A 24,527-nucleotide genomic window follows, 5' to 3' on the forward strand; every position below is an offset into this window, starting at 1 on the left:
CGGGCCGTGGCCCGCCTTCTCCGTTTCAGTCGCAGCCGTCGCAGCCGCCGCAGCCGTCGGCGGACGTCGCCGTCGCGGCCGGCGCGAGCCGCGTCCCGAGCCGGTGCGCCAGGCTGCCCGTCGGCCGGCGGCGCAGGCGCAGCGCGCAGGCCACGCGCGCCCGGCGCACGCTGCCCGGGAACTGCCGGCGCACCACGAACACCACGCTCGCCAGCACCGCGAGGCCGACCACCACGTGCTGCGCGAGCAGGCCGGCGTCCATCAGCCCGCCCCGAGCGCCACCGCCACCTGGTACGTCACGAACGACGCCAGGTAGGCCAGCGCGAACAGGTAGCCGGTGGCGATGCCGACCTGCTTCCACGAGTTGGTCTCGCGCTTGATCGTGGCCAGCGTCGAGATGCACTGCGGCGCGTAGATGAACCACACCAGCAGCGACAGCGCGGTGGCCAGCGACCACTCGCTGCCGATGATCGGGGTCAGCGCCTCGGTCGCCGCCGCGTCGTCGGCGGCCGACAGCGCGTACACGGTGGCCAGCGAGGAGACCGCCACCTCGCGCGCGGCCATGCCCGGGATCAGCGCGATGCAGATCTGCCAGTTGAAGCCCAGCGGCGCGAACACCGCGGTCATCGCGTGGCCGATCCGGCCGGCCAGGCTGTAGTCGATCGCCGGCCCGACGGCGCCGTCCGGCGGCGCCGGGAACGACAGCAGGAACCACAGCAGGATCGTCAGCGCCAGGATGATGCCGCCCACGCGCCGCAGGAAGATCATGCCGCGCTCGTACAGGCCGATCAGCAGGTCGCGCGGATGCGGCACGCGGTACGAGGGCAGTTCGAGCATCAGCGGATGCTCGCCCCGGTCGCGGCGCCAGCGCTTCATCACCCACGCCACCGCCAGCGCGCTGAGGATGCCCGCCGAGTACAGCGCGAACAGCACCAGCCCCTGCAGGTTGAACGGGCCGACCGACTGCTGCGGGATGAACGCGCCGATCAGCAGCGCGTAGACCGGCAGCCGCGCCGAGCAGGTCATCAGGGGCGCGACCAGGATGGTCGCCAGCCGGTCGCGCGGGTCCTGGATCGAACGCGTCGCCATGATCCCGGGGATGGCGCAGGCGAAGCTCGACAGCAGCGGGATGAACGACCGGCCCGACAGCCCCGCCTTCGACATGATCCGGTCGAGCAGGAAGGCCGCGCGCGGCAGGTAGCCCGATTCCTCGAGCGCGAGGATGAAGGCGAACAGGATCAGGATCTGCGGCAGGAAGATGATGACGCCGCCCAGGCCGGCGATGATGCCGTCCGCGAGCAGGCTGGTCGCCGGGCCGTCCGGGAAGGTGTCGACCACCCAGCCCGCGAGCATGCCGGTGCCGGCATCGATCATGTCCATCAGCGGGGTGGCCCAGGCATAGACCGCCTGGAAGATCAGGAACATCACCGCGGCGAGCGAGGCCATGCCGACGACCGGGTGCAGCAGCCAGCGGTCGAGCGCGTCGTCGATCGCGGCCGTGCGGCGCGGCATGCGCACGCCCAGCGCCAGCAGCCGGCGGGTCTCCGCGTGCAGTTCGCCCTCGTCCGGCGGCTGCCACGGACCGGTCGCGCGCACGCCTTCGACCGGTGCACGCGCGATGCCTGCGACCTGGTCCAGCGCCGACAGCAGCGCCTGCGCGCCGTCGCGGCGGATGGCGACCGTGGGCACGACCGGCATCCCGAGTTCGTTCGACAGCGCCTGCAGGTCGATGGCGATCCCGCGCCGCTTCGCCGCGTCCATCATGTTGACCGCCAGCAGCACCGGTCGGCCGAGCTCGCGCGCCAGCGCGCGGACTTCGAGCGCGAAGCGCAGGTGCAACCGCAGGTTGGTCGCGTCGACCACGCACACCAGCGCGTCCGGCACCGGTTCGCCCGGGTAGTGGCCACGGCAGACGTCGCGCGTCACCGCCTCGTCCAGGCTGGCGGCATCGAAGCTGTAGGTGCCCGGCAGGTCGAGCACGGCGACGTCGCGGCCGGCCGGCGACGTGAAGCGCCCTTCCTTGCGCTCGACGGTGACGCCTGCGTAGTTGGCGACCTTCTGCCGGCTGCCCGTGAGCAGGTTGAACAGCGCCGTCTTCCCGCAGTTCGGGCTGCCGACCAGGGCGAGGCGCAGCGACGTGGCGTCGGCGGTCATGCATCCACCCCGGCGGCCGCGCGCGCGGCCAGGGCGTCCTCGCGGAACGTCGCGTCGTCCGCCGTGGATGCGGCGACCGCCACGTCCGCAGGTTCGCCCTCGACCACGCGGATCCGCGCCGCCTCGGCCAGCCGCAACGCGAAGCGGGTGAAGCCGACCTGCACCAGCAGCGGCTCGGCCGAGAACGGCCCGACCGCCAGCACTTCCACGCGTTCGCCGGCGACGAAGCCGAGTTCGCGCAGGCGCCTGGCCACCATGTCGGTCGCGCCCAGCGCCTCCACCGATTGCACGACCGCGGCCGTCCGGCGCGGCAATTGCGACAGCTGCACGGTCGCACCCGAGAACAGGAATGATTCTCGATTATAGCGGCAAAGGCGCCCCCGGATGCACCATGCGGGCCGCCTCCGGCGACGGCCGGCGGCCCGTCCGGACGCGACCGCTATGATTGGGCGTTTCGCATCCCCGGGGAGAGGTCGATGGGCGAGCCATTGCAGGTGCGCAGGGACGGCGCGGTGGCCACGGTCGTGATGGACCGGCCACGCCTGCACAACGCCTTCGACGCCGGCCTGGTGACCGCCCTGACCGAGGGGCTCCGGGCGCTGGGGGACGACGACGGGGTGCGGGTGGTGGTGCTCGCCGGCGAGGGGCCGTCGTTCTCCGCCGGCGCGGACCTCAACTGGATGCGCGGCATGGCAGCCGCCAGCGAGGACGAGAACCGCACCGACTCGCTCGCCCTCGCCCGCCTGATGCGCACCCTGGACGAGCTGCCGAAGCCCACCGTCGCCCGCGTCCACGGCGCGGCGTTCGGCGGCGGCGTCGGCCTGGTCGCCTGCTGCGACATCGCCATCGGCGCGCGCGGCGCGAAGTTCGGGCTCACCGAAAGCAGGCTGGGGCTGCTGCCGGCGGTGATCTCGCCCTATGTCGTCGAGGCGATCGGTGCGCGGCAGGCGCGCCGGCTGTTCGCGACCGCCGAGATGTTCGACGCCGACGAGGCCTGCCGCCTCGGCCTGCTGCACGCGGTGGTCGAGCCCGACGCGCTGGACGCCGCCGTCGATCGCCAGGTCGACCTGCTGCGCAAGGCCGGCCCGGTGGCGAGCGCGCAGGCGAAGCAGCTGGTGCGCCGCGTCGCCGCGGGCGGCGACCGCGACCGCCTCGACGCCGACAATGCCGCCCTGATCGCACGCCTGCGCGTGTCGCCGGAGGGCCAGGAAGGCCTCGGCGCCTTCCTGGACAAGCGCCCGCCCGCCTGGACGACCGACTGATGTTCGACACCCTGCTCATCGCCAACCGCGGCGAGATCGCCTGCCGCGTGATCCGCACCGCGCGCCGGCTCGGCATCCGCACCGTCGCGGTGCATTCGGACGCCGATGCCGATGCGCTGCACGTGCGCCTCGCCGACGAGGCGCACGCGATCGGCGGCCCGCGCCCCCAGGACAGCTACCTGCGCGGCGACGCGATCCTCGAGGTCGCCAGGCGCAGCGGCGCGCAGGCGATCCACCCCGGCTACGGCTTCCTGAGCGAGAACGCGGACTTCGCCGAGGCGGTCGAGGCCGCCGGCCTGGTGTTCGTCGGGCCGAAGGCGGCCTCGATGCGCCGCATGGGCAGCAAGGCCGGCGCCAAGGACCTCATGCAGGATGCCGGCGTGCCGGTCGTGCCGGGCTACAACGGCACCGACCAGTCGCCCGCCACGCTCGCGCGCGAGGCCGCCCGCATCGGCTTCCCGCTGATGATCAAGGCCGCGCACGGCGGCGGCGGCAAGGGCATGCGCGTGGTACGCGCGCTGGACGAGTTCAACGCCGCGCTGGAGAGCTGCCAGCGCGAGGCGGCCGGCGCGTTCGGCCGCGACCGCGTGCTGCTCGAGCGCTACGTCACCCGCCCGCGGCACATCGAGTTCCAGGTGTTCGGCGATACGCACGGCACCGTCATCCACCTCGGCGAACGCGAGTGCTCGGCGCAGCGGCGGTACCAGAAGGTGCTCGAGGAATCGCCCTCCCCGTCGATGACGCCGGAATTGCGCCAGGCGATGGGCCAGGCGGCGGTCGAGGCGGCGCGCGCCATCGACTACGTCAACGCCGGCACCGTGGAGTTCATCGTGGAAAGCCGCGAGGACGGCAGCCTCGGCGATTTCTACTTCATGGAGATCAACACGCGGCTGCAGGTCGAGCATCCGGTCACCGAGATGGTGACGGGCCTGGACCTGGTCGAATGGCAGCTGCGGGTGGCGGCCGGCGAGCCGTTGCCGCTCGCGGAGGACGCGATCCCACGCCGGGGCCACGCGATCGAGGTGCGGCTGTACGCGGAGGATCCGGCGGCCGGCTTCCTGCCCGGCTCGGGCCGGCTGGAGCGCCTGCGCCTGCCCGCCCAATCCGCGCACGTGCGGATCGACTCGGGCGTGGTCGAGGGCGACACGGTCACGATCCACTACGACCCGATGATCGCCAAGCTCATCGTCCACGACGCCGACCGGCCGCGTGCGCTGGCGCGCCTGCGCGACGCGCTGGCCGTCTGCGCGATCGAGGGCCCGAAGTCGAACATCGCGTTCCTCGAACGCCTGGCGCGCCACCCTGCCGTGGTCGACGGCACCATCGACACCAGCTACCTGGACCGGCACCTCGATGAATTCCTGCCGGATCCGGACGCGATGCCGCCGCGCGACCTGCTCGCCGCCGCGGCCACCGCCCGCCTCCTGCGGCAGGAGGCCGACACCGCCGCGCGCGCCGCCGGCTCGGCCGACCCCGGCTCGCCTTGGGCGCGCGCCGACGGCTGGCGCCTGGGCCACGCCGGCGCCCGCCCGATCGCGTTCCTGCACGGCGACCAGGAGCGACGGATCGTGGCCCACGGCCACGCCGGCGACTACCGGCTGGAGATCGACGGCGCCCACGTCGAGGTCGCGTCCGCGCGCCTGGACGGCGACGCGCTGGAACTCCGCCTGGACGGCACCCGCCGGCGCCTGCGCGCCTGGGCGGACGCGCGCCAGGTCCTGGTCCACGACGGCACGCATCGCCTGGCCATGGCGCCGGTGGAGGTCTACCGCAGCCAGGCCGGCGACGCCGGCGCCGGCGCGGACCGCGTGCTGGCGCCGATGCCCGGCCGCGTGGTGGTCGTCCGCGCCGCCCCCGGCGACACGGTCACCGAGGGCCAGGAGCTGCTGGTGCTGGAGGCGATGAAGATGGAACTGGCGCTCAAGGCGCCGCGCGACGGCACGGTGGCCGAGGTCCGGGCCGCCGAGGGTGAGTTCGTCGAGGCGGATGCCGCGCTCGTCGTCCTCGAACCCGTCGGCGAGGCTTGAGCCGGCGACCCGCCGGACGCATCCTCGTCCCATGGCCCTGCCCCGCCACGTCCGCATCGTCGAGGTCGGCCCGCGCGACGGGCTGCAGAACGAGCGCGCCCATGTGCCGACCGCCGACAAGATCGAACTGGTCGACCGGCTCTCGGCCTGCGGCCTGTCCACGATCGAGGTCACCAGCTTCGTCAGCCCGAAGTGGGTGCCGCAGCTGGCCGACGCCGCCGAGGTCTACCGGGGCATCGCGCGCAGGCCCGGCGTGCACTACCCGGTGCTGGTCCCCAACCTGACCGGCTACGAACGCGCCCGCGAGGTCGGCGTCGAGGAGGTCGCGGTGTTCACCGCCGCGTCCGAAGCGTTCAACCGGCGGAACATCAACGCCTCGATCGACGAGTCGCTCGCGCGCTTCGCCCCTGTGGTCGAACGGGCCCGCGCGGACGGCGTCCGCGTCCGCGGCTACGTGTCCACCGTGCTCGGTTGCCCCTACCAGGGCGAGGTCCCGCTGGCCGACGTGGTGCGGGTCGCCCGTTCCCTGCATGGCATGGGGTGCTACGAGGTCTCGCTGGGCGACACCATCGGCGTGGGTACGCCCGGCAGGGCGCGGGCGATGTTCCGGGCGGTGGCCGGCGACGTCCCCGTCGACGCGCTCGCGGTCCATTTCCACGACACCTGGGGCCAGGCGCTGGCCAACGTGCTCGCGTGCCTGGAGGAAGGCGCGGCCGTGGTCGACGCCTCCGTGTCCGGCACCGGCGGCTGCCCCTACGCCCGCGGCGCCAGCGGCAACGTGGCCACCGAGGACGTCGTCTACATGCTGCACGGCCTGGGCATCGACACCGGCGTGGACCTGGAGGCGCTCGCGGCGACCGGCCGCTGGCTGTCCGGGCGGTTGGGCCGACCGCCGGGCAGCAAGGTCGCGCAGGCGCTCGCCGCGCGGGATTCGGAGCCGGAGCCGGTGTGAACGCGACCGCGCCCGGGCCGGTGGACGGCACCGCGGCCGCGGACGTCGACGCCGCGCTCGACGCGATCACCCTGTCCCTCGGCGCGGCCGACCTCGACCCGTCCCTGCGCGACGTGCTGCGCCGCGCGCAGGCCGCGCTGCTGGCGGCCACCACCGAGGCCAGCGCAGCGCGCGACCGCTACCACGCGCTGTTCGACGCGGTGCCCGACCCGGTCAGCGTGATCGGCTGGGACGGCACCGTGCTCGACCTCAACCGCGCCGGCATGGCGGCGTACAAGCGCCCGCGCGACCAGATCGTCGGAAAGCCGATCGACGTGCTCAACCCGGACCTGCCGCGCGACCACCTGGCGCCGGTCCGCGAGACGCTGGACCGCAACGAAACCTACGTGGTCGAAGTCACCAACATGCGCGCGGACGGCACGCGCTTCCCGGTCGAGGTCCATTCGGCCGCGTTCGAGTTCGAGGGGCGCAAGGCCATCGTCGCCGTCGCGCGGGACCTGTCGGCGCGCCACGACGCGGAACTGCGCTACCGCGCCCTGATCGAGAACATCGACCAGGGTTTGCTGGTCCGCGACGCCACCGGCCGTGTCGTCCACGCGAACGCGGCGGCCATGCGCCTGTTCGGCGTCGAGCCCGGCACGGGCTTCGAGCAGATCCTCGCCGGCGACCGCTGGCTCGTCGTCGACGAGCGCGGCCGCGAACTGGCGCCCGACCAGTTCCCCGCCGCACGCGTGCTGCGCACCGGCCAACCGGTCGCCAACACCGTGCTGGGCTACTACGACCAGCAACGCCGCACGCTCAGCTGGGCGTCGGTCACCGCGGTCCCGCAGTTCGAGCCCGGCACCGACCGCGTCCACCAGGTGCTCTCGCTGTTCACCGAGGTCACGGCGCTCAAGCGCGACGGCGCGCTGTTCGAGCGCGTGCAGGCGCTGGCCCGGATCGGCGGCTGGCAATGGGACGCCGGACGGGACGAGGTGCACCTGACGGCCGAGGCCGCGCGCCTGCTGGGCGTGCCGGCCATGCCCGCCGCCCCGCGCGGCATGGACGCCCTGCTCGGACTCCTGCGCGAGAGCGACGGGCGACGCCTGCGCGCGGCCCTGAAGGCGGCGCACGAACACGGCACGCCGTTCGAGCTCGACCTGCAGGCCCACCCCTCCGATCGCCGCACGGTGTGGCTGCGGATGATCGGCGAACGCCAGGTGGGCGACCCAAGCGCGGCCCGCCTGCACGGCACGTTGCAGGACGTCACCCTGCGCAAGCAGACCGAGGAGACGCTGCGCGTGCAGGCGCGCACCGACCCGCTCACCGGCCTGCTCAACCGCGACGCGGTGCTGGCCGAACTGGGCGAGCGCCTGCGCGATCCGGTGCAGTCGCGGCTCGCGGTGCTGTACATCGACCTGGACCGCTTCAAGATCGTCAACGACGTGCTCGGCCATGGCGCCGGCGACCGCGTACTGCGAGCCGCGGCGCAGCGGCTGCAGGAGGCCGTCGGCACGGAGGGCCTGATCGCGCGGTTCGGCGGCGACGAGTTCATGGTGGTGTGCGAGACCGGCGACGACGCGGGCCGCGCGGAGCGCCTGGCCGGCGCCGTGCTCCGCGCGTTCGGCGCCAGCTTCCGCATGGACGGCGAGGAGTTCGGCATCACCGCCAGCATCGGCCTGGCGCACGCCCCGGCCGACGGCGACCGCCCGCAGCAGCTGATCCAGAACGCCGACGTGGCGATGTACGACAGCAAGCGCCGCAGCCGCAACGGCTGGCAGGCGTTCACGCCGGAGCTGGCGGAACAGCAATCGCAGCGGCTGCAGATGGAAACGCACCTGCGGCGCGCGGTCGACCGCGGCGAGTTCCACCTCGTGTACCAGCCGCAGGTGGACCTGGCGAGCGGCAAGATCCTGTCCGTCGAGGCCCTCATCCGCTGGCGCAACGGCCACCTCGGCGAGATGTCGCCCGGCCACTTCATCGCCCATGCCGAGACCACCGGCGACATCGTCGGCATCGGCGTCTGGGCATTGCGCGAGGCCTGCATGCAGATGCGCCGCTGGCGCGACCTGGGCCTGCAGCTCGACCGCGTCGCGGTCAACGTGTCCTACCGCCAGTTCGGCAACGACGACCTGGCCGGGCACGTGGCGCAGGCGCTCGAGGCCGCGCGCCTGCCGGGCAGCGCGCTGGAGCTCGAGTTCACCGAGCGGGTGCTGATCGAGGACGCGGCCGACACCCTGCACTCGCTCGACGGCCTGCGCGCGCTCGGGGTGTCGCTGAGCATCGACGACTTCGGCGAGGGCTACAGCGCGCTCAACTACCTGCGCCGCCTGCCGATCCACGGGCTCAAGCTCAGCCAGCTGTTCGTGCAGGGCGTGCCGGAGAACGAGTCGGACGCGGCGATCTGCCGGGCGGTGGCCGGGATCGCGCGCAGCCTGGACCTGGGGATCGTCGCCGAGGGCGTGGAGAACGAGGCCCAGCGGCGTTTCCTGCTCCGGCTGGGCGTGGCCGTGGGCCAGGGCTTCCTGTTCGCGCCCGGCCTGACGCCCGACGAGATCGCGCCGCGGCTCGGGCCGGCGCTTCCGCCGCCGGGGAACGGGCCGCGCCCGCAGCTGATCGGCTGAATCCCGCGCTGGCGCGAGCGTCCGGCGGGGCCGGATAGAATGTGTCGTTTCCGTCCCGCAGGATCCCCCATGCAGCTGTCAGATACCCGCGCCATCGTCACCGGCGGCGTCTCCGGCCTGGGCCTGGCCGTCGCCCGCCACGTCGTCGCCGCCGGCGGCAAGGTCGCGCTGTTCGACGTCAACGCCGACAAGGGCGCCGAGGCCGTCGCCGCGCTCGGCGAAGGCAACGCCCGCTTCTGGCAGACAGACGTGACCGACGAGGCCGCGGTCGAAGCCAATGTCGCCGCCGCGCGCGACTTCATGGGCGGGCTGAACGCCGCGATCAACTGCGCGGGGATCCTGGGCGCCGGCCGCGTGCTGGGCAAGGACGGCCCGATGAAGCTCTCGCAGTTCCAGGCGACCGTGATGGTGAACCTGGTGGGCAGCTTCAACGTCGCCAAGGCCGCGGCGTCGCTGATGCAGGGCAACGAGGCGGGCAAGGACGGCGAGCGCGGCGTGATCGTCAACACCGCCTCGGTCGCGGCGTACGAGGGGCAGATCGGCCAGGCCGCGTACTCGGCCAGCAAGGGCGGCGTGGTCGGCATGACCCTGCCGATGGCGCGCGAACTGGCGCGTTTCGGCATCCGCGTCATGACCGTGGCGCCGGGCATCTTCTGGACCCCGATGGTCGATGGCATGCCCGAGGCGGTGCAGCAGTCGCTTGCCGCGTCGATCCCGTTCCCGTCGCGCCTGGGCACGCCGGAGGAGTTCGCGGACCTGGTCGGCTACATCCTCGGCAACACCTACCTCAACGGCGAGACCATCCGCCTGGACGGCGCCACGCGCCTGGCCCCGAAGTAGCCATCCCCTGTCGTCCCGAGCGCAGCGAGGGACCTGCTTTTCAATCCAACAACGACAAGAGCGTGGAGCAGGTTCCTCGCTGCGCTCGGAACGACATTCAGGGTCACCAAGACACGCACATGAAAGCGAACGAGATCAGGAAGGGCAACGTCGTCGAGTACAACGGCGGCGTGTACCAGGTGCGCGACATCGAGCGGTCCTCGCCGCAGGGCCGCGGCGGCAACGTGCGCTTCCGCTTCACCATGTACGCGGTGCCCGGCGGCACCAAGCTCGACGCCAGCTTCGACGCCGACGACGACCTGCGCGAGGTCGAGCTGAGCCGGCGCCAGGCGAGCTTCTCCTACAAGGACGGCGACGCCTTCGTGTTCCTCGACGACGAGGACTACACGCCCTACCAGCTCGACGCCGACGTGGTCGGCGACGCCGCCGGCTACGTCACCGACGGCCTGGCGAACTGCTACGTGCAGATCATCGAAGACCTGCCCGTGGCGCTGCAGCTGCCGCAGAGCGTGGTGCTGGAAGTCGTGGAGACGCCGCCGGAGCTCAAGGGCGGCACCGCCACCAAGCGGCCGAAGCCGGCGAAGCTGTCCACCGGGATCGAGATCATGGTCCCGGAGTACATCGGCAACGGCGAACGCGTGCTGGTCAACACCACCACCGGCGAATTCGCCGGCCGTGCCGACTGAGCTGCCGCCCTACGCGTTCACCCTCGCGCTGCTCGGGCTGGCGCTGTTCGGCGCGTCCTGGCTACCGCATGCACTGCGCGAGAAGGCGCTGCCGTTCCCCCTGCTGTACGTCCTGATCGGCCTGGCCCTGTACGGCCTGGCCTGGCCGCTCGAACTGCCCCTGCCGCTGCCCGATCCCATCGTGCACGGCGAGTTCCTCGAGCGGCTGGCCGAACTCGCGGTGCTCGTGTCGCTGATGAGCGTGGGCCTGCGCATCGACACGGCCTTCGGCTGGCGCCGCTGGTCGCTGACCTGGCGGCTGCTGGCGATCACCATGCCCCTGTGCATCGCCATGGCCACGTGGCTGGGCATGACCTGGCTGGACCTCGGCCTGGCGGCGGCGCTGCTGCTGGGCGCGTCGCTGGCCCCCACCGATCCGGTGCTGGCCGCCGACGTGCAGGTCGCCGCGCCGGGCAAGGGCGGCGAGGACCCGGTGCGCTTCGCGCTGACCTCCGAAGCCGGCCTCAACGACGCCCTCGCCTTCCCCTTCGTCTGGCTCGCGCTGGCGTTCGCCGCGGCGGCCGCGGGCGACGCGCCCTTCTCGCTGGCGGACTGGCTCACGCTCGACGTCCTGTGGCGCTGCGCGAGCGGCATCGGCGTGGGCTGGGGCCTGGGCTACGTCGCGATGCGCTTCCTGTTCCGTGGCGGGGGACGCGAGGTCTCGCGCAGCCGCGAAGGGCTGGCCGCGCTCGCCGTGACCCTGCTCGTGTACGGCGTGGCGGAGATCCTGCACGGCTACGGCTTCCTGGCCGTGTTCGTCGCGGCGCTGGCGATCCGCCAGTACGAGCGCGACCACCAGTTCCACGAGACGCTCGACACGTTCGTCGTGCAGTGCGAGCGCGTGCTGATGGTGATCCTGCTGATCCTGTTCGGCGGGGCGCTGGCGCTCGGGTTCGCGGCCGACCTGGACAGCCCGGCGTTCTGGTTCGCGCTGACCTTCGTGTTCGTCGTGCGGCCGGCGACCGGCCTGCTGGCGCTCACCGGCTGCGGACTGCCCTGGCCGCAGCGGCTGGCGATCGCCTTCTTCGGCGTGCGCGGCATCGGCTCGCTGTTCTACCTGGCGTTCGGGCTGACCGCGATGGAGTTCGCGGGGGCGGAGACCCTGTGGGGCACCGTGCTGCTGGTGATCGCCATGTCCCTGCTGCTGCACGGGCTGAGCGCCACGCCGGTGCTGCGGTGGATCGACCGCGAAGTGAAGCAGGTCGCCAAACGCCCCGACTGAGCGTCAGCGGTGCGGCGGTCGCGCCAGCCACTTGCGCGCCATCCGGCGCACCGAGGCATCCAGCCCGGGCTCGGCCGGCAGGTCGCGCACGCGCCGCCAGGCCAGGTCGTGCGACTCGTCGCTGACCACGAACGCCTCGTCGTCGCCGGCCCGCACCACGTAGCGCACGTCGTAGTGCCAGTGCGCGGGAACGCCCCTGTGTTCGGGGATGCGATGGCGGTCCAGGTCGAACAGGCCGGGCTCCAGCACCAGCGACGCCAGGCCGGACTCCTCCTCCGCTTCGCGCAGCGCGGCGCGCGCGAGATCCGTGTCGCCGTCGGCGTGCCCGCCCAGCTGCAGCCACCTGTCGAGCTTGCGGTGGTGCGTGAGCAGCACGCGCTCGCCGTCGCCCGAGACCAGCCATGCCGATGCGGTGAAGTGCCCCTCGAGCCGCTCGCGCACGAACGCGTGGCCGCCTTCGGCGAGCAGCGCCTCGAACAGCGCGACCGCATCCGATTCGTCCGGCCATGCGCGCCGATACGCGACCAGCGCCTCCGCGAGGCTCACCTGCCACACCGTCATGCCTGCCGTCCCGAGCGAGCCTGTCGTCCCGAGCGGAGCTGTCGTCCCGAGCGCAGCTGTCGTCCCGAGCGCAGCGAGGGACCTGCTTCACCTACGAGGCAGAAGCGCAAACCATGAAGCAGGTCCCTCGCTGCGCTCGGGACGACAGGTGAAGAGGCCTGGAGCAGGTCCCGCGCTGCGCCCGCGACGACAGGTGGAGGGCAGGCGTCCATGCGTCCGGCAACGCGGCCGGGCGGCAACCTGTCTGCGGCTTCGGGCATGTCGGGCGGGGCGTTCGGGGGCACGCGATTATCGCCCGCGACACCCTGCCGGACGACGCTTGCCGGTCGTTTCGCCGCTGGGGTAAGGTGGCCCGCCATTCGCGCACGCCCGGGGACTCGGGGCGGTCGCCACCCGTCGCGACGCGACGTCCATCCATGGGGATCCAGATGTTCAAGAACCTGTTCATCACCAAGCCGGTCGAGCCGGCGGGGCATGTCGACGCGGGCGAGCCGTTCGAAGGCAGCCTGACCGGCGAACCGACGCTCCGCCGCACGCTGACCGGCCGGCAGCTGATGCTGCTGGGCGTCGGCGCGGTGATCGGCGCGGGCATCTTCGTGCTCACCGGGCAGGCGGCGGCGAACTACGCCGGCCCCGCGGTGATGCTCAGCTTCATCTTCGCCGGCCTGGCCTGCGCGTTCGCGGGCCTGTGCTACGCGGAATTCGCGGCGATGCTGCCGGTCTCGGGCAGCGCGTACTCCTACTCGTACGCCACGCTTGGCGAATCGGTGGCCTGGTTCATCGGCTGGTGCCTGATCCTCGAGTACCTGTTCGCGGCGTCCACGGTCGCGGTGGGCTGGTCGGGGTACCTGAACGCGTTCCTCGGAAACTTCGGCGCTGCCCTGCCCGAGGCGTTGTCCAGCGCGCCGTTCGTGTACGAGGCGGGCGAGTTCGTGCGCACCGCCAACGGGCTGATCAACCTGCCCGCGGTGCTGATCGTCGGCGCGGTGTGCGCGGTCGGCTACGTCGGCATCAGCCAGTCGGCCTTCGTGAACTCGATCATCGTGACGATCAAGGTCTCGGTCATCCTGCTGTTCATCGGCTTCGGCATCCAGTACGTCGACCCGGGCAACTGGGAGCCCTTCATCCCGGCCAACGAGGGCGGCGACCGCTATGGCATCGAGGGCGTGCTGCGCGCCTCGACGGTCGTGTTCTTCGCCTACATCGGCTTCGACGCGGTCTCGACCTCCGCGGGCGAGGCGAAGAACCCCCAGAAGGACATGCCGATCGGCATCCTCGGCTCGCTGGCGATCTGCACCGTGCTGTACATCGCGATGTGCGCGGTGCTCACCGGCATGATGCCGTACCCGCAGCTGGGTACCGCCGAGCCGGTCTCGACCGCGCTCATCAATTACCCGAGCCTGGGCTGGCTGCAGACGCTGGTCGAACTGGCCGCCATCGCCGGCCTCTCGTCGGTGATCCTGGTGATGCTGATGGCGCAGCCGCGCATCTTCTACAGCATGGCGCAGGACGGCCTGCTGCCGAAGCTGTTCGGCAAGGTGCATCCGAAGTACCGCACGCCGCACGTCGGAACGGTGATCGTCGGCGTGGTCGCCGCGGCCCTGGCCGGCCTGCTGCCGATCGGGATCCTCGGCGACATCGTCTCGATGGGCACGCTGCTGGCGTTCGCCACGGTCTGCATCGGCGTGCTCGTGCTGCGCTACACGCGCCCGGACCTGCCCCGCCCGTTCCGCGTGCCGATGGCGAACCTCATCTGCCCGCTGGGCGCGGTCGCCTGCCTGTACCTGTTCTGGCTCGCCTTCGTCGACTACTGGTACCTGCTGGTGATCTGGGTGATCGTCGGCGCGCTGGTCTACGCGCTCTACGGCTACCGCCACAGCAAGCTGCGCCAGCGCTGATCCACGGCGCCGTCCACGCATGCCTCCCAAGAAGATAGGCGCCGGGTTGGCCACGTTCGTCGTGGCCAACAACATGATCGGCTCGGGGTTCTTCCTGTTGCCGGCCACCCTCGCCAACTCGGGCGCGGTGACCGTCTTCAGCTGGATCGTGGGCACGCTGCTCGCCCTCATGCTGGGCGGTGCGTTCGCCCGGCTGGCACGCCAGTACCCCGACCTGCAGTCCGCCGACGACTACGTGCGCCCCTCGCTGGGGCGCGACGCCAGCTTCCTGGCCTCGTCGCTGTACTGGTTCTCGTCGTGGGTGGGCAACAACGCGATCGCGGTCGCCGCGTTCGGCTACCTGGTCACGCTGCTGCCGCTGGACGGCGACAACCCGATGGTCCAGGTCGGCGGGCAGGTGGCGCTGATCTGGCTGATGTTCGCGATCAACCTGCTCGGCCCGCGGCCGGTGGCGAAGTTCCAGTCGTTCTGCGTGGTGTTCGGCCTGGTGCCGGTCGCCTTCGTGCTGCTGTTCGGCTGGGGCCACTTCGACCGCGGCATCTACGACGCGGCCTGGAACGTGACCGGCGAGTCCGACGCCTCGATCGTGTTCGGCTCGCTGGGCGCCATCTTCTGGGCATTCGTGGGCCTGGAGACCGGCGCGATGATCGCCGGCGTGGTCAAGGACCCGGACCGCGACATCCCGATCGCGACCGCCGGCGGCGTGCTGATCGCCGGCATCGTCTACATCGTGTCCTCGGTGCTGGTGATGGGCATCGTGCCCGCCGGGGAACTGGCCGGCTCGAGCGCGCCGTTCGCGCTGGTGGCCGCCGAGGTCTTCGGACCGTGGGCCGCCATCGCCATCGCGGCCGCCGCCGCGCTCAAGGCGACCGGCACGCTCGGCGGCTGGATGCTGGTGACCGGCGAGACGGGCGCGCGCGCCGCGCAGCACGGCTTCCTGCCCCGCGTGTTCGGCCGGCTCAACGGGCGTGGCGCGGCCGCGACCGGGCTGCTGATCATCGCCAGCGCGATGAGCCTGATCGCGTTCCTCACGCTGTCGCCGAACGTGTCCGAGCAGTTCGGGCTGATCATCGGCATCGTGGTCAACCTGGTGGTGCTGGCCTACGCGGCCGCAGGCCTGAGCCTGGTGGTCGGGACGCGCGCGCGCCGGCCGACCACGAGCGATCGGATGCTGGGCGCCGGCGCGCTGTTCGCCTGCGGGCTGCTGCTGTGGTCGACCTCGTGGACCATGCTCGGGGGGCTGCTGCTCGCCATGCTGGTCGCTTGGGGCCTGTTCCGCCTGTTCGGTCGCCGCCGCGCCGCGGCCTGACGGGCCGGACTTCGCAAGGCCCCGTGCACGCCGCGGCGCACGGCCGCGTTGGTAGACTTCGGCCATGCCAGCCCTCCCCTACGACGCCGGCCTGCTGAAGGCCCGCGCCGGCGAGATCGTCGTCGCCACGCGCGAACTCGCCGCCGCCGGCCTCACGCCCGCGACCAGCAGCAACTTCTCCCGGCGAATCGACGACCGCCACGCGGCGATCACCATCTCCGGCCGCGACAAGGGCCGGCTGTCGGAGGACGACGTCATGGTCGTCGACTTCGACGGCAAGGCCGTGGGCAGCGACCACCGCCCGTCCGCCGAGACGCTGCTGCACGTGCAGCTCTACCGCCGCTTCCCGGAGATCGGCTGCGTGCTGCACACGCATTCGGTGGCGCAGACGGTGGCCTCGCGGCTGTTCGCGGGCGCCGGGCACGTGCGCCTGGAGGGCTACGAGCTGCTCAAGGCGTTCGAGGGCAACCGCACCCACGAAACCAGCATCGACGTGCCGGTCCTGCCCAACAGCCAGGACATGCACACGCTGGCCGCGCAGGTCGACGTGCTGCTCGACCGGCAGTGCCTGTGGGGCTACCTGATCGACGGGCACGGCCTGTACGCGTGGGGCGCGGACATGGCGCAGGCCAGGCGCCACCTGGACGCGTTCGAGTTCCTCTTGTCGTGCGAACTGGAGTTGAGGAGGCTGCGCAAATGAGCAGGCTGCGGATCTTCGAGGAGGCGCACCCGGACCGCCCGGTGCGCGAGACCACCGACCACGCCGAGATGGCCCGCGAGCTGCTGGCGATCGGCGTGGACTTCGAGCAGTGGTCGGCGTCGCGGGACGTCCGGCCGGGCGACGCGCCCGAGGCGATCATGGATGCCTACCGGGAGGACATCGACCGGCTGGTCGCCGGGCGCGGGTTCCGGACCGTCGACGTGGTGAGCATCGCGCCGGACCACCCCGACCGGGCCGAGATGCGGAAGAAGTTCCTGGACGAGCACTTCCACAAGGAGGACGAGGTCCGGTTCTTCGTCGCCGGCTCGGGCCTGTTCACGCTGCACGTGGAGGACCGGGTCTACGAGATCCTGTGCGAGGCCGGCGACCTCGTCGGCGTGCCGGACGGGACCAGGCACTGGTTCGACATGGGCCCGGAGCCGAGCTTCGTGGCCATCCGCTTCTTCACCGAACCGGACGGCTGGGTCGGCCACTTCACTGGGACCGACATCGCGCAACGCTTCCCGCGGCACGGATGACCGGCATGGCCAGGCGCGCGATCCTCACCGACATCGAGGGCACCACCGGCAGCATCTCCTTCGTCAAGGACGTGCTGTTCCCGTATGCCCGCAAGGCGCTGCCCGGCTTCGTGGCGCGGCATGCACGCGAGCGCGACGTGCGCCGCTGGCTCGACGCGGTGGCCGCCGAGCTGGGCGGCATGTGCGACGACGCGATGGTGGTCGAGGTGCTGCAGGGCTGGATCGACACCGACCGCAAGCACACCGCGCTCAAGGCGCTGCAGGGCATGGTCTGGCAGGACGGCTACGAGAACGCCGACTTCGCCGCGCACATGTACGACGACGCGGCCACGTCCCTGCGGGCGTGGCACGAGGCGGGCATCCCCGTGCACGTGTACTCCTCCGGCAGCGTGCCCGCGCAGAAGCTGTTCTTCGGCCACAGCACGGCCGGCGACCTGCGCCCGGTCGTCAGCGGCTGGTTCGATACCGAGATCGGGGGCAAGCGCGAGGTGCCGAGCTACCAGCGCATCGCCGAGGCGGTCGGACTGCCGGCCGGCGACATCCTGTTCCTGTCGGACGTCGTCGAGGAACTCGATGCGGCGCGCGAGGGCGGCATGGCGACGACCCTGGTCGACCGCCGCGAGGACTACCCGGAACCCCGCACCGGCACCGCCGCCAACGGCCACCCGCGCGTGACCACGTTCGCCGACATCCAGATCCCCGCATAGGCCACGCCCCCCTGTAGGAGCGGGCCTACGCCCGCGATGGACCGTGGCGGCCTGCGCTGGCACGTCCCCATCCGCGATCTCCGCCGATCGCGCCTGTAGAGGCGCTCCTACGGGAGGCGCGGGTACGTTCGCACGGATTGCGTAGGCACACCCGCGCGGGATGCGTGGGCACATTCGTAGGAGCGGGCCTACGCCCGCGATGGACCGTGGCGGCCTGCGCTGGCACGTCCCCATCCGCGATCTCCGCCGATCGCGCCTGTAGAGGCGCTCCTACGGGAGGCGCGGGTATGTTCGCAGGGGATGCGTGGGCACATCCGTAGGAGCGGGCCTGCGCCCGCGATGGACGATGGCGGCCTGCGCAGGCGCGCCTCCATCCGCGATCGCCGCCGATCGCGCCTGTAGAGGCGCTCCTACGGGAGGCGCGGGTACGTTCGCAGGGGATGCGCGCGCACATCCGTAGGAGCGGGCCTGCGCCCGCGATGGAGCATGGCGGCCTGCGCCGGCGCGGCCCCTTCCGCGATCTCCGCCGATCGCGCCTGTACAGGCGCTCCTACGGGAGGCGCGGGTACGTTCGCAGGGGATGCGCGCGCACATCCGTAGGAGCGGGCCTGCGCCCGCGATGGACGATGGCGGCCTGCGCAGGCGCGCCTCCACCCGCGATCTCCGCCAATCGCGCCTGTAGAGGCGCTCCTACGGGGGCGTGCCGCCGTCACGGGTTGCGTGGCGCTCGCGCAGGACCGACTCCACGTCCGTGAGCGACAGTCCACGGGCGTGCAGCAGGACCAGCGCATGGAACATCAGGTCGGCGATCTCACCGGACAGCGCATCGTCGTCCTGCGCCACCGCGGCGAGTGCCGCCTCGACGCCCTCCTCGCCCACTTTCTGCGCCACGGCGCGCACGCCCGCCTCCAGCAATCGCGTCGTGTAGCTTCCGGCAGGCCGGTCGGCCGCGCGCGTCGCCACGAGTGCATCGAGCCGGCCCAGGAATGCCTCCGGCGCCCCAGGGAAACAGCTCGCGCGCCCGAGATGGCAGGTCGGGCCCGCCGGCCGCGCGCGCACCAGCAGCGCGTCACCGTCGCAGTCGGCGGTGATCGACGCGACCCGCAGCACGTTCCCGGACGTCTCGCCCTTGGTCCACGCGCGCCCGCGGGTCCGGCTGTAGAACGTGACGCGTCCCGTGCGCCGGGTCGCCTCGAGCGCATCGCGGTCCATCCAGCCGAGCATCAGCACGCGCATCGAATCGGCGTCCTGCACCACCGCCGGAAGCAGGCCGCCCTGCTTGTCCCAGTCCAGCGCGGCCTCCGCGCGTGCCACGCCGCCCGTCGCGTCAGCCAAGGCGCACCTCGATCCCGCGCGCGGCGAGCAGTGCCTTGAGCGCGGGAATGGCCACCTGCCCGCGGTGGAAGACGCTGGCCGCCAGCGCCGCATCGACATCGGCCCGTTCGAACGCCTCGGCGAAGTGGACGGGCGCGCCGGCGCCACCGGAGGCCACGAGCGGCACGTCGCACGCCGCACGCACGGCGCTGAGCTGTTCGATGTCGTACCCGGACCGCACCCCGTCGCTGTCCATGCAGTTGAGCACGATCTCGCCGGCGCCCAGCGCCTGTGCCTGTCGCACCCAATCGAGCGTGCGCGTGCGGGGCGCGCGCATCCGCGACGGATCCCCCGAATGCGTGCGCACCCACCACGCGCCGTCTGGTTCCCGGATCGAGTCGATGCCGACGACCACGCATTGCCGTCCGAACACGGCGGCCAGTTCCGACACGAGTGCCGGCCGCTCCAGGGCGGGCGTGTTGATCGAGACCTTGTCCGCCCCCGCGTGCAGGACCGCGCGCGCCGCCTCCACGGAACGGATTCCGCCGGCGACGCAGAACGGGATGTCGAGCCGGCGTGCCACGCGTTCGACCCAGCCCGCGTCCACCGTCCGCCCGCCCGGGCTGGCGCCGATGTCGTAGAACACCAGTTCGTCGGCGCCGGCGTCGCGGTAACGCACGGCCAGTTCGACGATGTCGCCCAGGTCGACGTGGTCGCGGAAACGAACGCCCTTGACCACGCGCCCGTCGCGCACGTCCAGGCACGGGATGATGCGCCGGCTCAGCATGCGAGCGCCGCGCGTAGGTCGACGCGCCCGTCGAGCAGGGCCCGGCCGAGCACCACCCCGCTGCACCCCAGCGCGCGGACGGCCGCCACGTCGGCCGCCCCGCGGACGCCGCCGGATGCCTGGATGCGCAACGACGGCGCCAGGTCGCGCATGGCGCGGTACAGCGCCAGGTTCGGACCGGACAGCATGCCGTCGCGATCGATGTCGGTGCTCAGCACGTGGATCGCCCCGCGCATCGCGTAGCCTTCGAGCAGCGGCGCCAGGGCGGTGTCGGACGTCGACGTCCACCCGGACACCGCCGGCCGCCATTCGCCGGAACCGTCCTGCCTGACGTCCAGTGCGAGGACGATGCGTTCCCGATCGAACGCGTCGAGCCATCCGGCCACGTCGTCGGGGCGGTGCACGGCCGCTGATCCGACGACCACCCGGTCCGCGCCGGCCTCGAACAACCGGGCGACATCGTTGCGCGTCCGGATGCCGCCCCCCGTCTGGATCCGCAGCGACGTGCCGCGCTTGATCCGCTCGATCAGGGCATGCAGGCCGTAGCCGCCGGCCCGGGCCGCGTCGAGGTCGACCAGGTGGAGCCAGTCCGCGCCCAGCGCGGCATACCCGGCGGCCGTGTCGACGGGGTCCCCGGCGTACCGGGTCTCCCTGGCGTAGTCCCCCTGTCGCAGGCGGACGACGCGGCCGTCCCGCACGTCGATGGCGGGGTAGACGGTGAACCCGGGCGCGGCTCCGACGGCGGCGTTCATGGCGACCACCGCAGGAAGTTCGCGAGCAACCGGGCGCCGGCATCCCCGGACCGCTCCGGATGGAACTGCGCGCCGCACGCACGCCCACGCGCGACCACGGCGGCGAAGCGCCCACCGTGGGTCGCGGCGGCGACGCAGGCCGCGTCGACCGGTGCCGCGTAGCCGTGGACGAAGTAGGCCCGGGCGTCCACGGCGATGCCCGCCAGCAGCGGCGAAGCCCCCAGGGGTTCGATCCGGTTCCAGCCCATGTGGGGCACCCGCGCGCCGGGCGCGGGCACCAGCGCGCGCACCGTGCCGGGCAGGATGCCGAGGCAGTCCACCCCGCCCTCCTCCGACCGTTCGTACAGCAACTGCATGCCGAGGCAGATGCCCATCAGCGGCACCCGCAGCGCGCGCAGGGCCGTGTCCATGCCCGTGTCGCGCAGGCGGGCCATCGCCGGCGCGGCGGCGCCCACGCCGGGCAGGATCACGCGGTCCGCCCCGTCCAGCCCGGACGCGTCGCGGGCGAGCCGCGCGCGCACGCCGAGCCGCTCCAGGGCGTAGCGCACCGAACCGAGGTTCGCGCCGCCGGCGTCGACGACGACCACGTCGCCGACCGTCCGGCCGGACGCGGGCCATGCCGCGCCAATGCGTTCGACCACCGCGCTCACAGCGCGCCCTTTGTCGACGGCACGCCATGGCCGCCCCGTCGCAACGCCATGCGCAGGGCCCGGCCGACCGCCTTGAAGCAGGCCTCGACCTGGTGGTGGTCGTTGTCGCCGCGGACGGAGAGGTGCAGGTTGATCCCGCCCGCCTCGCAGAGCGACCGGAAGAAGTGCGGGACCAGCTCGGTCGGCAGGTCGCCGACACGCTCGCGCCGGAACGTGCCATGGAACTCGAAGACCGGGCGTCCGGACAGGTCCAGCGCGGCGTGCGCCAGCGATTCGTCCATCGGCAGCACGAAGCCGTAGCGGTCGATCCCGCGCTTGTCGCCGAGCGCCTCGCGCAACGCCTGTCCGAGCGCCAGCGCCACGTCCTCGACGGTGTGGTGTTCGTCGACGCTAAGGTCGCCCTCGGCCGAGACATGGAGTCCGAAGCCGCCGTGCTTGCCCAGCTGCTCGAGCATGTGGTCGAAGAAGCCCAGCCCCGTGCGCGCCACCGGATCGACGACGCGGTCGAGGTCGACCGCCGCCGCGACGCGGGTCTCGCGCGTGTCGCGCGCCACGCGCGCGCGGCGCGGCGCATCGGCAAGTTCGTGGGCGATGCCGGGCCAGTCCCATTCGCCGCCGAACCGGGGCGTGGCGAGGCGGAACCCGCGGATGCCCATGGCCGCGGCGAAGGCGTCGTCCGTCTCGCGGTCGCCGACCATCGCCGAGCGCGGCCAGTCGATCCCGCGGTCGCGCAGCAGGTGCGCGACCAGTCCGAGGCCGGGCTTGCGCGTTGGTGCGTTCTCCCCCGGCAGGCTGCGGTCGACGAGTACCTCGCGGAACACGATGCCCTGGCTGTCGAACAGTTGCATCATCAGCCGGTGCGGCCCGACGAAGTCGGCCTCGGGGAACGCCTCCGAGCCGAGGCCGTCCTGGTTGGTGACCATCACGAACTCGTAGCCGGCATCACGCAGGCGCAGCAACGCGGGCACGACACCGGCGACGAAGCGCAGCTTGTCGAAGCGGTCGACCTGCAGGTCGTCCGGCTCCTCGATCAGGGTGCCGTCTCGGTCGACGAACAGTACCGGGCGCAGGGTGCTCATGCGGCGACGGCCCCTGCGGCCAGGGCGCGCAACACGCGTGCGTTCTCCGCGGGCAGGCCGACGGCGATCCGAACCGCGTCGCCCAGGCCGGGCGCGCCGCGCTGGTCGCGCACCACCACGCCCTCGCGCGCCAGCGCGCGCAGCACGGCGTCCGGGTCGCGCAGGCGCGCCAGCACGAAGTTGGCGCGTGAGGCATAGGCCCGCGTGACGGCGGGCGCGCCGCGCAGGGCGGCGAGCAGGCGGTCGCGGGCGACCACCGTCTGGAGCACGCGTGCACGCGTGCGCAGGCACGCGGCGGGCGCCAGCGCCCCGAGCGCCGCCTCGACGCTCGGCACGGGCAGCGGGTACGGCGCCTGGCAGCGCCGCAGCACGTCCACCAGCGCGGGCGCCGCGAGGATGCAGCCGATCCGCGCGGCGGCCAGCGCATGCGCCTTGCTCAGCGTGCGCAGCACCGCCAGGTTGTCGTGCCGATCCAGGAGCGTCGTCGCCGACGGTGCATCGGCGTACTCCGCGTAGGCCTCGTCGACCACCACCAGGGCGCGGCCCGCCAGCCTCGCGGCGAGGCGCGAGACGTCGGCCATCGGCACCAGGTGGCCAGTCGGATTGCCGGGCGAGCACACGAAGGCGACGCGAGCGTCCGTGGCCAGCACCGTGTCGCCGAAGGCGTCCACGTCCAGCTCGAAGGCGTCCCCCGCATCGCGCAAGGGCACCTCGACCACCCGCGTGCCGTGCAGGCGGGCGCAGACCGCGTACATGCCGAAGGTGGGCGGTGCGATCGCGACCGCGCCGTCGCCCGGCGGGCAGCAGGCCCGGATCACCAGGTCGATCGCCTCGTCGCTGCCGCGGCCCGCGAGCACCCGCGCGGGGTCCACGCCGTACAGCGCGGCCAGCGCGTCGCGCAGCGCACCGGGCTGCGGCGACGGATACCGGCGTAGGCGCCCGTCCGGATCGGCGGGATTGGGCCAGGGGGACTCGTTGGCGTTGAGCCAGGCGTCGCCGTGCGCCGCCTCGCCGCGCGCGGAGCGGTAGCCGGCGAACCCGCGCAGGTCGTCGCGGACCACGGACAGGACGCTCATCGACCCTTGCTCCCGGCGGCGCCCGAACGCGCGGCATCGAGCGCCGACAGGCGCAGTCCCACGCTGCGGGCGTGCGCGCCCAGTCCTTCGGCCAAGGCGATCGCCTCGGCGTCCGGGCCGATCGCGCGCAGCCCGGCCGGCGTCGCTTCCTGCACGCTGATCGCGCGCTGGAAGCTGGCGACCGACACCCCGCTCCAGGCGCGCGCCGCGCCGCCGGTCGGCAGCACGTGGTTGGTGCCGCTGCAGTAGTCGCCCAGCGCCTCGGGCGTCCAGTCGCCCAGGAACACGGACCCGGCCGCGCGCACCCGGTCGAGCCACGCGCGCGGGTCGCGCAGCGCGAGGATCAGGTGCTCCGGCGCATAGCGGTTGGCGACCTCGAGGGCCGTCTCCAGGGACGCCACCCGAAGCAGGCGCGCCGCGGCCATCGCCCGGGTGGCGATCGGCGCCCGCGGCAGGTCCGCCAGCTGGGCGCGCAGCGCCACGCGCACGCGTTCGAGCAGTCCGGCGTCGTCGCTCGCGAGCAGGACCTGCGCATCCGGGCCGTGTTCGGCCTGCGCCAGCAGGTCCGCGGCGACGAACGTGGCATCGGCACCACCGTCGGCGACCACCATCACCTCCGACGGGCCGGCCGGGAGGTCGATCGCGGGGCCCCCCGGCGCGGCGGCGAGCTGGCGCTTGGCCTCGTCGACCCAGGCGTTGCCGGGGCCGAACAGCTTGTCGCAACGCGGGACCGTGGCGGTCCCGAGCGCCATCGCGACGATCGCCTGCGCGCCGCCGGTCGCGAACACGGTGCGGATGCCGCAGCGGGCCGCGGCGTAGAGCACCGCGGGATCCGCCCGCCCGTCGCGACGCGGCGGCGTGCACAGCACCACCTCCGGGCACCCCGCCAGACGCGCGGGCACGCCCAGCATCAGCGCGGTCGATGGCAGCGGCGCGCTACCGGCCGGCACGTACAGACCGACGCGGTCGATCGGGCGCAGGATCCGTTCGCAGCGCACGCCAGGGGCGGTGTCCACCGCGAACGGCGCGGCCATGCCGGCGCGGTGGAAGTGCTCGATGCGGGCGATCGCGGCATCGATCGCCGCGCGCAGGCGCGCGGGCAACGCGTCGCCGGCGCGTTCGATCTCCGCTTCGGACACGCGCAGCGACGAGGGCAGCACCCCGTCGTAGCGCTCGCCGAAGGCGCGCAACGCCGCATCGCCATCGTCGCGGACGGCCGCCACGATCGCACGCACGGTGTTGCTCACCGCGATGGCGTCCACCCGGCCCGGTCGGGCAAGCACGGCGTCGCGCCCGTCGGCGTCCAGCGCATCCCAGTCGAGCACCGCGGGCATGGACGCGTCGCGCTCGCGCCATGCGGGCGTGATGCC

The 24,527-nt window shown here is 72.9% G+C and carries 22 protein-coding genes and 1 pseudogene; 12 read left to right on the forward strand and 11 right to left on the reverse strand.

From position 1 onward, the window contains the following. Window positions 1-25: 25 nt before the first annotated feature. The 3 genes and pseudogenes from ACYU7H_RS01005 to ACYU7H_RS01015 all read right to left on the reverse strand — a co-directional run. Window positions 26-262: a DUF6587 family protein gene (locus ACYU7H_RS01005; protein ID WP_460811766.1), complete on the reverse strand. Its 237-nt coding sequence runs from the start codon at window positions 260-262 to the stop codon at window positions 26-28. After that, on the reverse strand, window positions 262-2,154 hold the full coding sequence (gene feoB, locus ACYU7H_RS01010; RefSeq protein ID WP_460811767.1) for a ferrous iron transporter B: 1,893 nt from the start codon (window positions 2,152-2,154) through the stop codon (window positions 262-264). Before feoB ends, ACYU7H_RS01005 begins: the two co-directional genes overlap by 1 nt. A 104-nt stretch (window positions 2,155-2,258) precedes the next feature. Then, window positions 2,259-2,483, reverse strand: a pseudogene (locus ACYU7H_RS01015) (FeoA family protein); the annotation flags it as partial. 147 nt (window positions 2,484-2,630) lie between these two features. On the opposite strand from ACYU7H_RS01015, the gene ACYU7H_RS01020 reads away from it, so the two are divergent. The 7 genes from ACYU7H_RS01020 (at window position 2,631) to ACYU7H_RS01050 (ending at window position 11,785) form a co-directional block, all read left to right on the forward strand. Further along, entirely contained in the window at window positions 2,631-3,416 is a 786-nt protein-coding gene (locus tag ACYU7H_RS01020; protein ID WP_460811769.1) for an enoyl-CoA hydratase/isomerase family protein, read from the forward strand. Continuing rightward, window positions 3,416-5,443 carry an acetyl/propionyl/methylcrotonyl-CoA carboxylase subunit alpha gene (locus ACYU7H_RS01025; RefSeq protein WP_460811771.1) on the forward strand — a complete coding sequence of 676 codons (2,028 nt, stop codon included), beginning with the start codon at window positions 3,416-3,418 and terminating at the stop codon, window positions 5,441-5,443. The genes ACYU7H_RS01020 and ACYU7H_RS01025 overlap by 1 nt, the downstream gene beginning before the upstream one ends. 31 nt (window positions 5,444-5,474) lie before the next feature. Further along, window positions 5,475-6,395, forward strand: coding sequence for a hydroxymethylglutaryl-CoA lyase (locus ACYU7H_RS01030; RefSeq protein ID WP_460811772.1), 921 nt, complete (start codon window positions 5,475-5,477; stop codon window positions 6,393-6,395). After that, window positions 6,392-8,998: a sensor domain-containing protein gene (locus tag ACYU7H_RS01035; protein ID WP_460811774.1), complete on the forward strand. Its 2,607-nt coding sequence runs from the start codon at window positions 6,392-6,394 to the stop codon at window positions 8,996-8,998. Before ACYU7H_RS01030 ends, ACYU7H_RS01035 begins: the two co-directional genes overlap by 4 nt. A 69-nt stretch (window positions 8,999-9,067) precedes the next feature. Further along, window positions 9,068-9,838, forward strand: coding sequence for an SDR family NAD(P)-dependent oxidoreductase (locus ACYU7H_RS01040; RefSeq protein WP_460811776.1), 771 nt, complete (start codon window positions 9,068-9,070; stop codon window positions 9,836-9,838). A 119-nt stretch (window positions 9,839-9,957) separates the two neighbouring features. Further along, window positions 9,958-10,524, forward strand: coding sequence for an elongation factor P-like protein YeiP (gene yeiP / locus ACYU7H_RS01045; protein WP_460811778.1), 567 nt, complete (start codon window positions 9,958-9,960; stop codon window positions 10,522-10,524). Next, window positions 10,514-11,785: a cation:proton antiporter gene (locus tag ACYU7H_RS01050; RefSeq protein WP_460811779.1), complete on the forward strand. Its 1,272-nt coding sequence runs from the start codon at window positions 10,514-10,516 to the stop codon at window positions 11,783-11,785. Before yeiP ends, ACYU7H_RS01050 begins: the two co-directional genes overlap by 11 nt. Window positions 11,786-11,788: 3 nt before the next feature. Here ACYU7H_RS01050 and ACYU7H_RS01055 read toward each other — a convergent pair whose 3' ends face one another. Next, window positions 11,789-12,340, reverse strand: coding sequence for an NUDIX hydrolase (locus ACYU7H_RS01055; protein WP_460813015.1), 552 nt, complete (start codon window positions 12,338-12,340; stop codon window positions 11,789-11,791). A 434-nt stretch (window positions 12,341-12,774) separates the two neighbouring features. Between ACYU7H_RS01055 and ACYU7H_RS01060 the strand changes: the two genes are divergently transcribed. The 5 genes from ACYU7H_RS01060 (at window position 12,775) to mtnC (ending at window position 17,499) form a co-directional block, all read left to right on the forward strand. Next, window positions 12,775-14,244: an amino acid permease gene (locus tag ACYU7H_RS01060; protein ID WP_460811781.1), complete on the forward strand. Its 1,470-nt coding sequence runs from the start codon at window positions 12,775-12,777 to the stop codon at window positions 14,242-14,244. A gap of 46 nt (window positions 14,245-14,290) precedes the next feature. Next, window positions 14,291-15,553 carry an amino acid permease gene (locus ACYU7H_RS01065; RefSeq protein ID WP_460811783.1) on the forward strand — a complete coding sequence of 421 codons (1,263 nt, stop codon included), beginning with the start codon at window positions 14,291-14,293 and terminating at the stop codon, window positions 15,551-15,553. Between the two features lie 64 nt (window positions 15,554-15,617). After that, window positions 15,618-16,253, forward strand: a complete 636-nt coding sequence (locus ACYU7H_RS01070) for a methylthioribulose 1-phosphate dehydratase (protein WP_460811785.1) — start codon at window positions 15,618-15,620, stop codon at window positions 16,251-16,253. Continuing rightward, window positions 16,250-16,792, forward strand: coding sequence for a 1,2-dihydroxy-3-keto-5-methylthiopentene dioxygenase (locus tag ACYU7H_RS01075; protein ID WP_460811786.1), 543 nt, complete (start codon window positions 16,250-16,252; stop codon window positions 16,790-16,792). Before ACYU7H_RS01070 ends, ACYU7H_RS01075 begins: the two co-directional genes overlap by 4 nt. A gap of 5 nt (window positions 16,793-16,797) precedes the next feature. Then, on the forward strand, window positions 16,798-17,499 hold the full coding sequence (gene mtnC, locus ACYU7H_RS01080) for an acireductone synthase (protein ID WP_460811787.1): 702 nt from the start codon (window positions 16,798-16,800) through the stop codon (window positions 17,497-17,499). Between the two features lie 690 nt (window positions 17,500-18,189). Here the strand turns inward: mtnC and hisIE are convergent. From hisIE to hisD, 7 genes are read right to left on the reverse strand one after another with little or no spacing between them, the layout of a single operon-like run. Continuing rightward, the gene (gene hisIE, locus ACYU7H_RS01085) at window positions 18,190-18,834 is read right to left on the reverse strand and encodes a bifunctional phosphoribosyl-AMP cyclohydrolase/phosphoribosyl-ATP diphosphatase HisIE (RefSeq protein ID WP_460811789.1); all 645 of its coding nucleotides are present in this window, start codon (window positions 18,832-18,834) and stop codon (window positions 18,190-18,192) included. Beyond that, a complete protein-coding gene (gene hisF / locus ACYU7H_RS01090; protein WP_460811790.1) occupies window positions 18,827-19,600 on the reverse strand; it encodes an imidazole glycerol phosphate synthase subunit HisF in 774 nt (257 codons plus the stop codon). Before hisF ends, hisIE begins: the two co-directional genes overlap by 8 nt. Then, window positions 19,594-20,352, reverse strand: a complete 759-nt coding sequence (locus tag ACYU7H_RS01095; RefSeq protein WP_460811792.1) for a 1-(5-phosphoribosyl)-5-[(5-phosphoribosylamino)methylideneamino]imidazole-4-carboxamide isomerase — start codon at window positions 20,350-20,352, stop codon at window positions 19,594-19,596. Before ACYU7H_RS01095 ends, hisF begins: the two co-directional genes overlap by 7 nt. Beyond that, on the reverse strand, window positions 20,349-20,993 hold the full coding sequence (gene hisH / locus ACYU7H_RS01100; protein WP_460813017.1) for an imidazole glycerol phosphate synthase subunit HisH: 645 nt from the start codon (window positions 20,991-20,993) through the stop codon (window positions 20,349-20,351). Before hisH ends, ACYU7H_RS01095 begins: the two co-directional genes overlap by 4 nt. Before the next feature lie 5 nt (window positions 20,994-20,998). Further along, entirely contained in the window at window positions 20,999-22,072 is a 1,074-nt protein-coding gene (gene hisB, locus ACYU7H_RS01105) for a bifunctional histidinol-phosphatase/imidazoleglycerol-phosphate dehydratase HisB (protein ID WP_460813018.1), read from the reverse strand. A gap of 5 nt (window positions 22,073-22,077) precedes the next feature. Continuing rightward, complete coding sequence (hisC, locus tag ACYU7H_RS01110) at window positions 22,078-23,157, reverse strand: histidinol-phosphate transaminase (protein WP_460811794.1); 1,080 nt, start codon at window positions 23,155-23,157, stop codon at window positions 22,078-22,080. Continuing rightward, entirely contained in the window at window positions 23,154-24,491 is a 1,338-nt protein-coding gene (gene hisD / locus ACYU7H_RS01115; protein WP_460813020.1) for a histidinol dehydrogenase, read from the reverse strand. The genes hisC and hisD overlap by 4 nt, the downstream gene beginning before the upstream one ends. Window positions 24,492-24,527: the final 36 nt, after the last annotated feature.

The sequence above is a fragment of the Luteimonas pelagia genome (assembly GCF_054776035.1).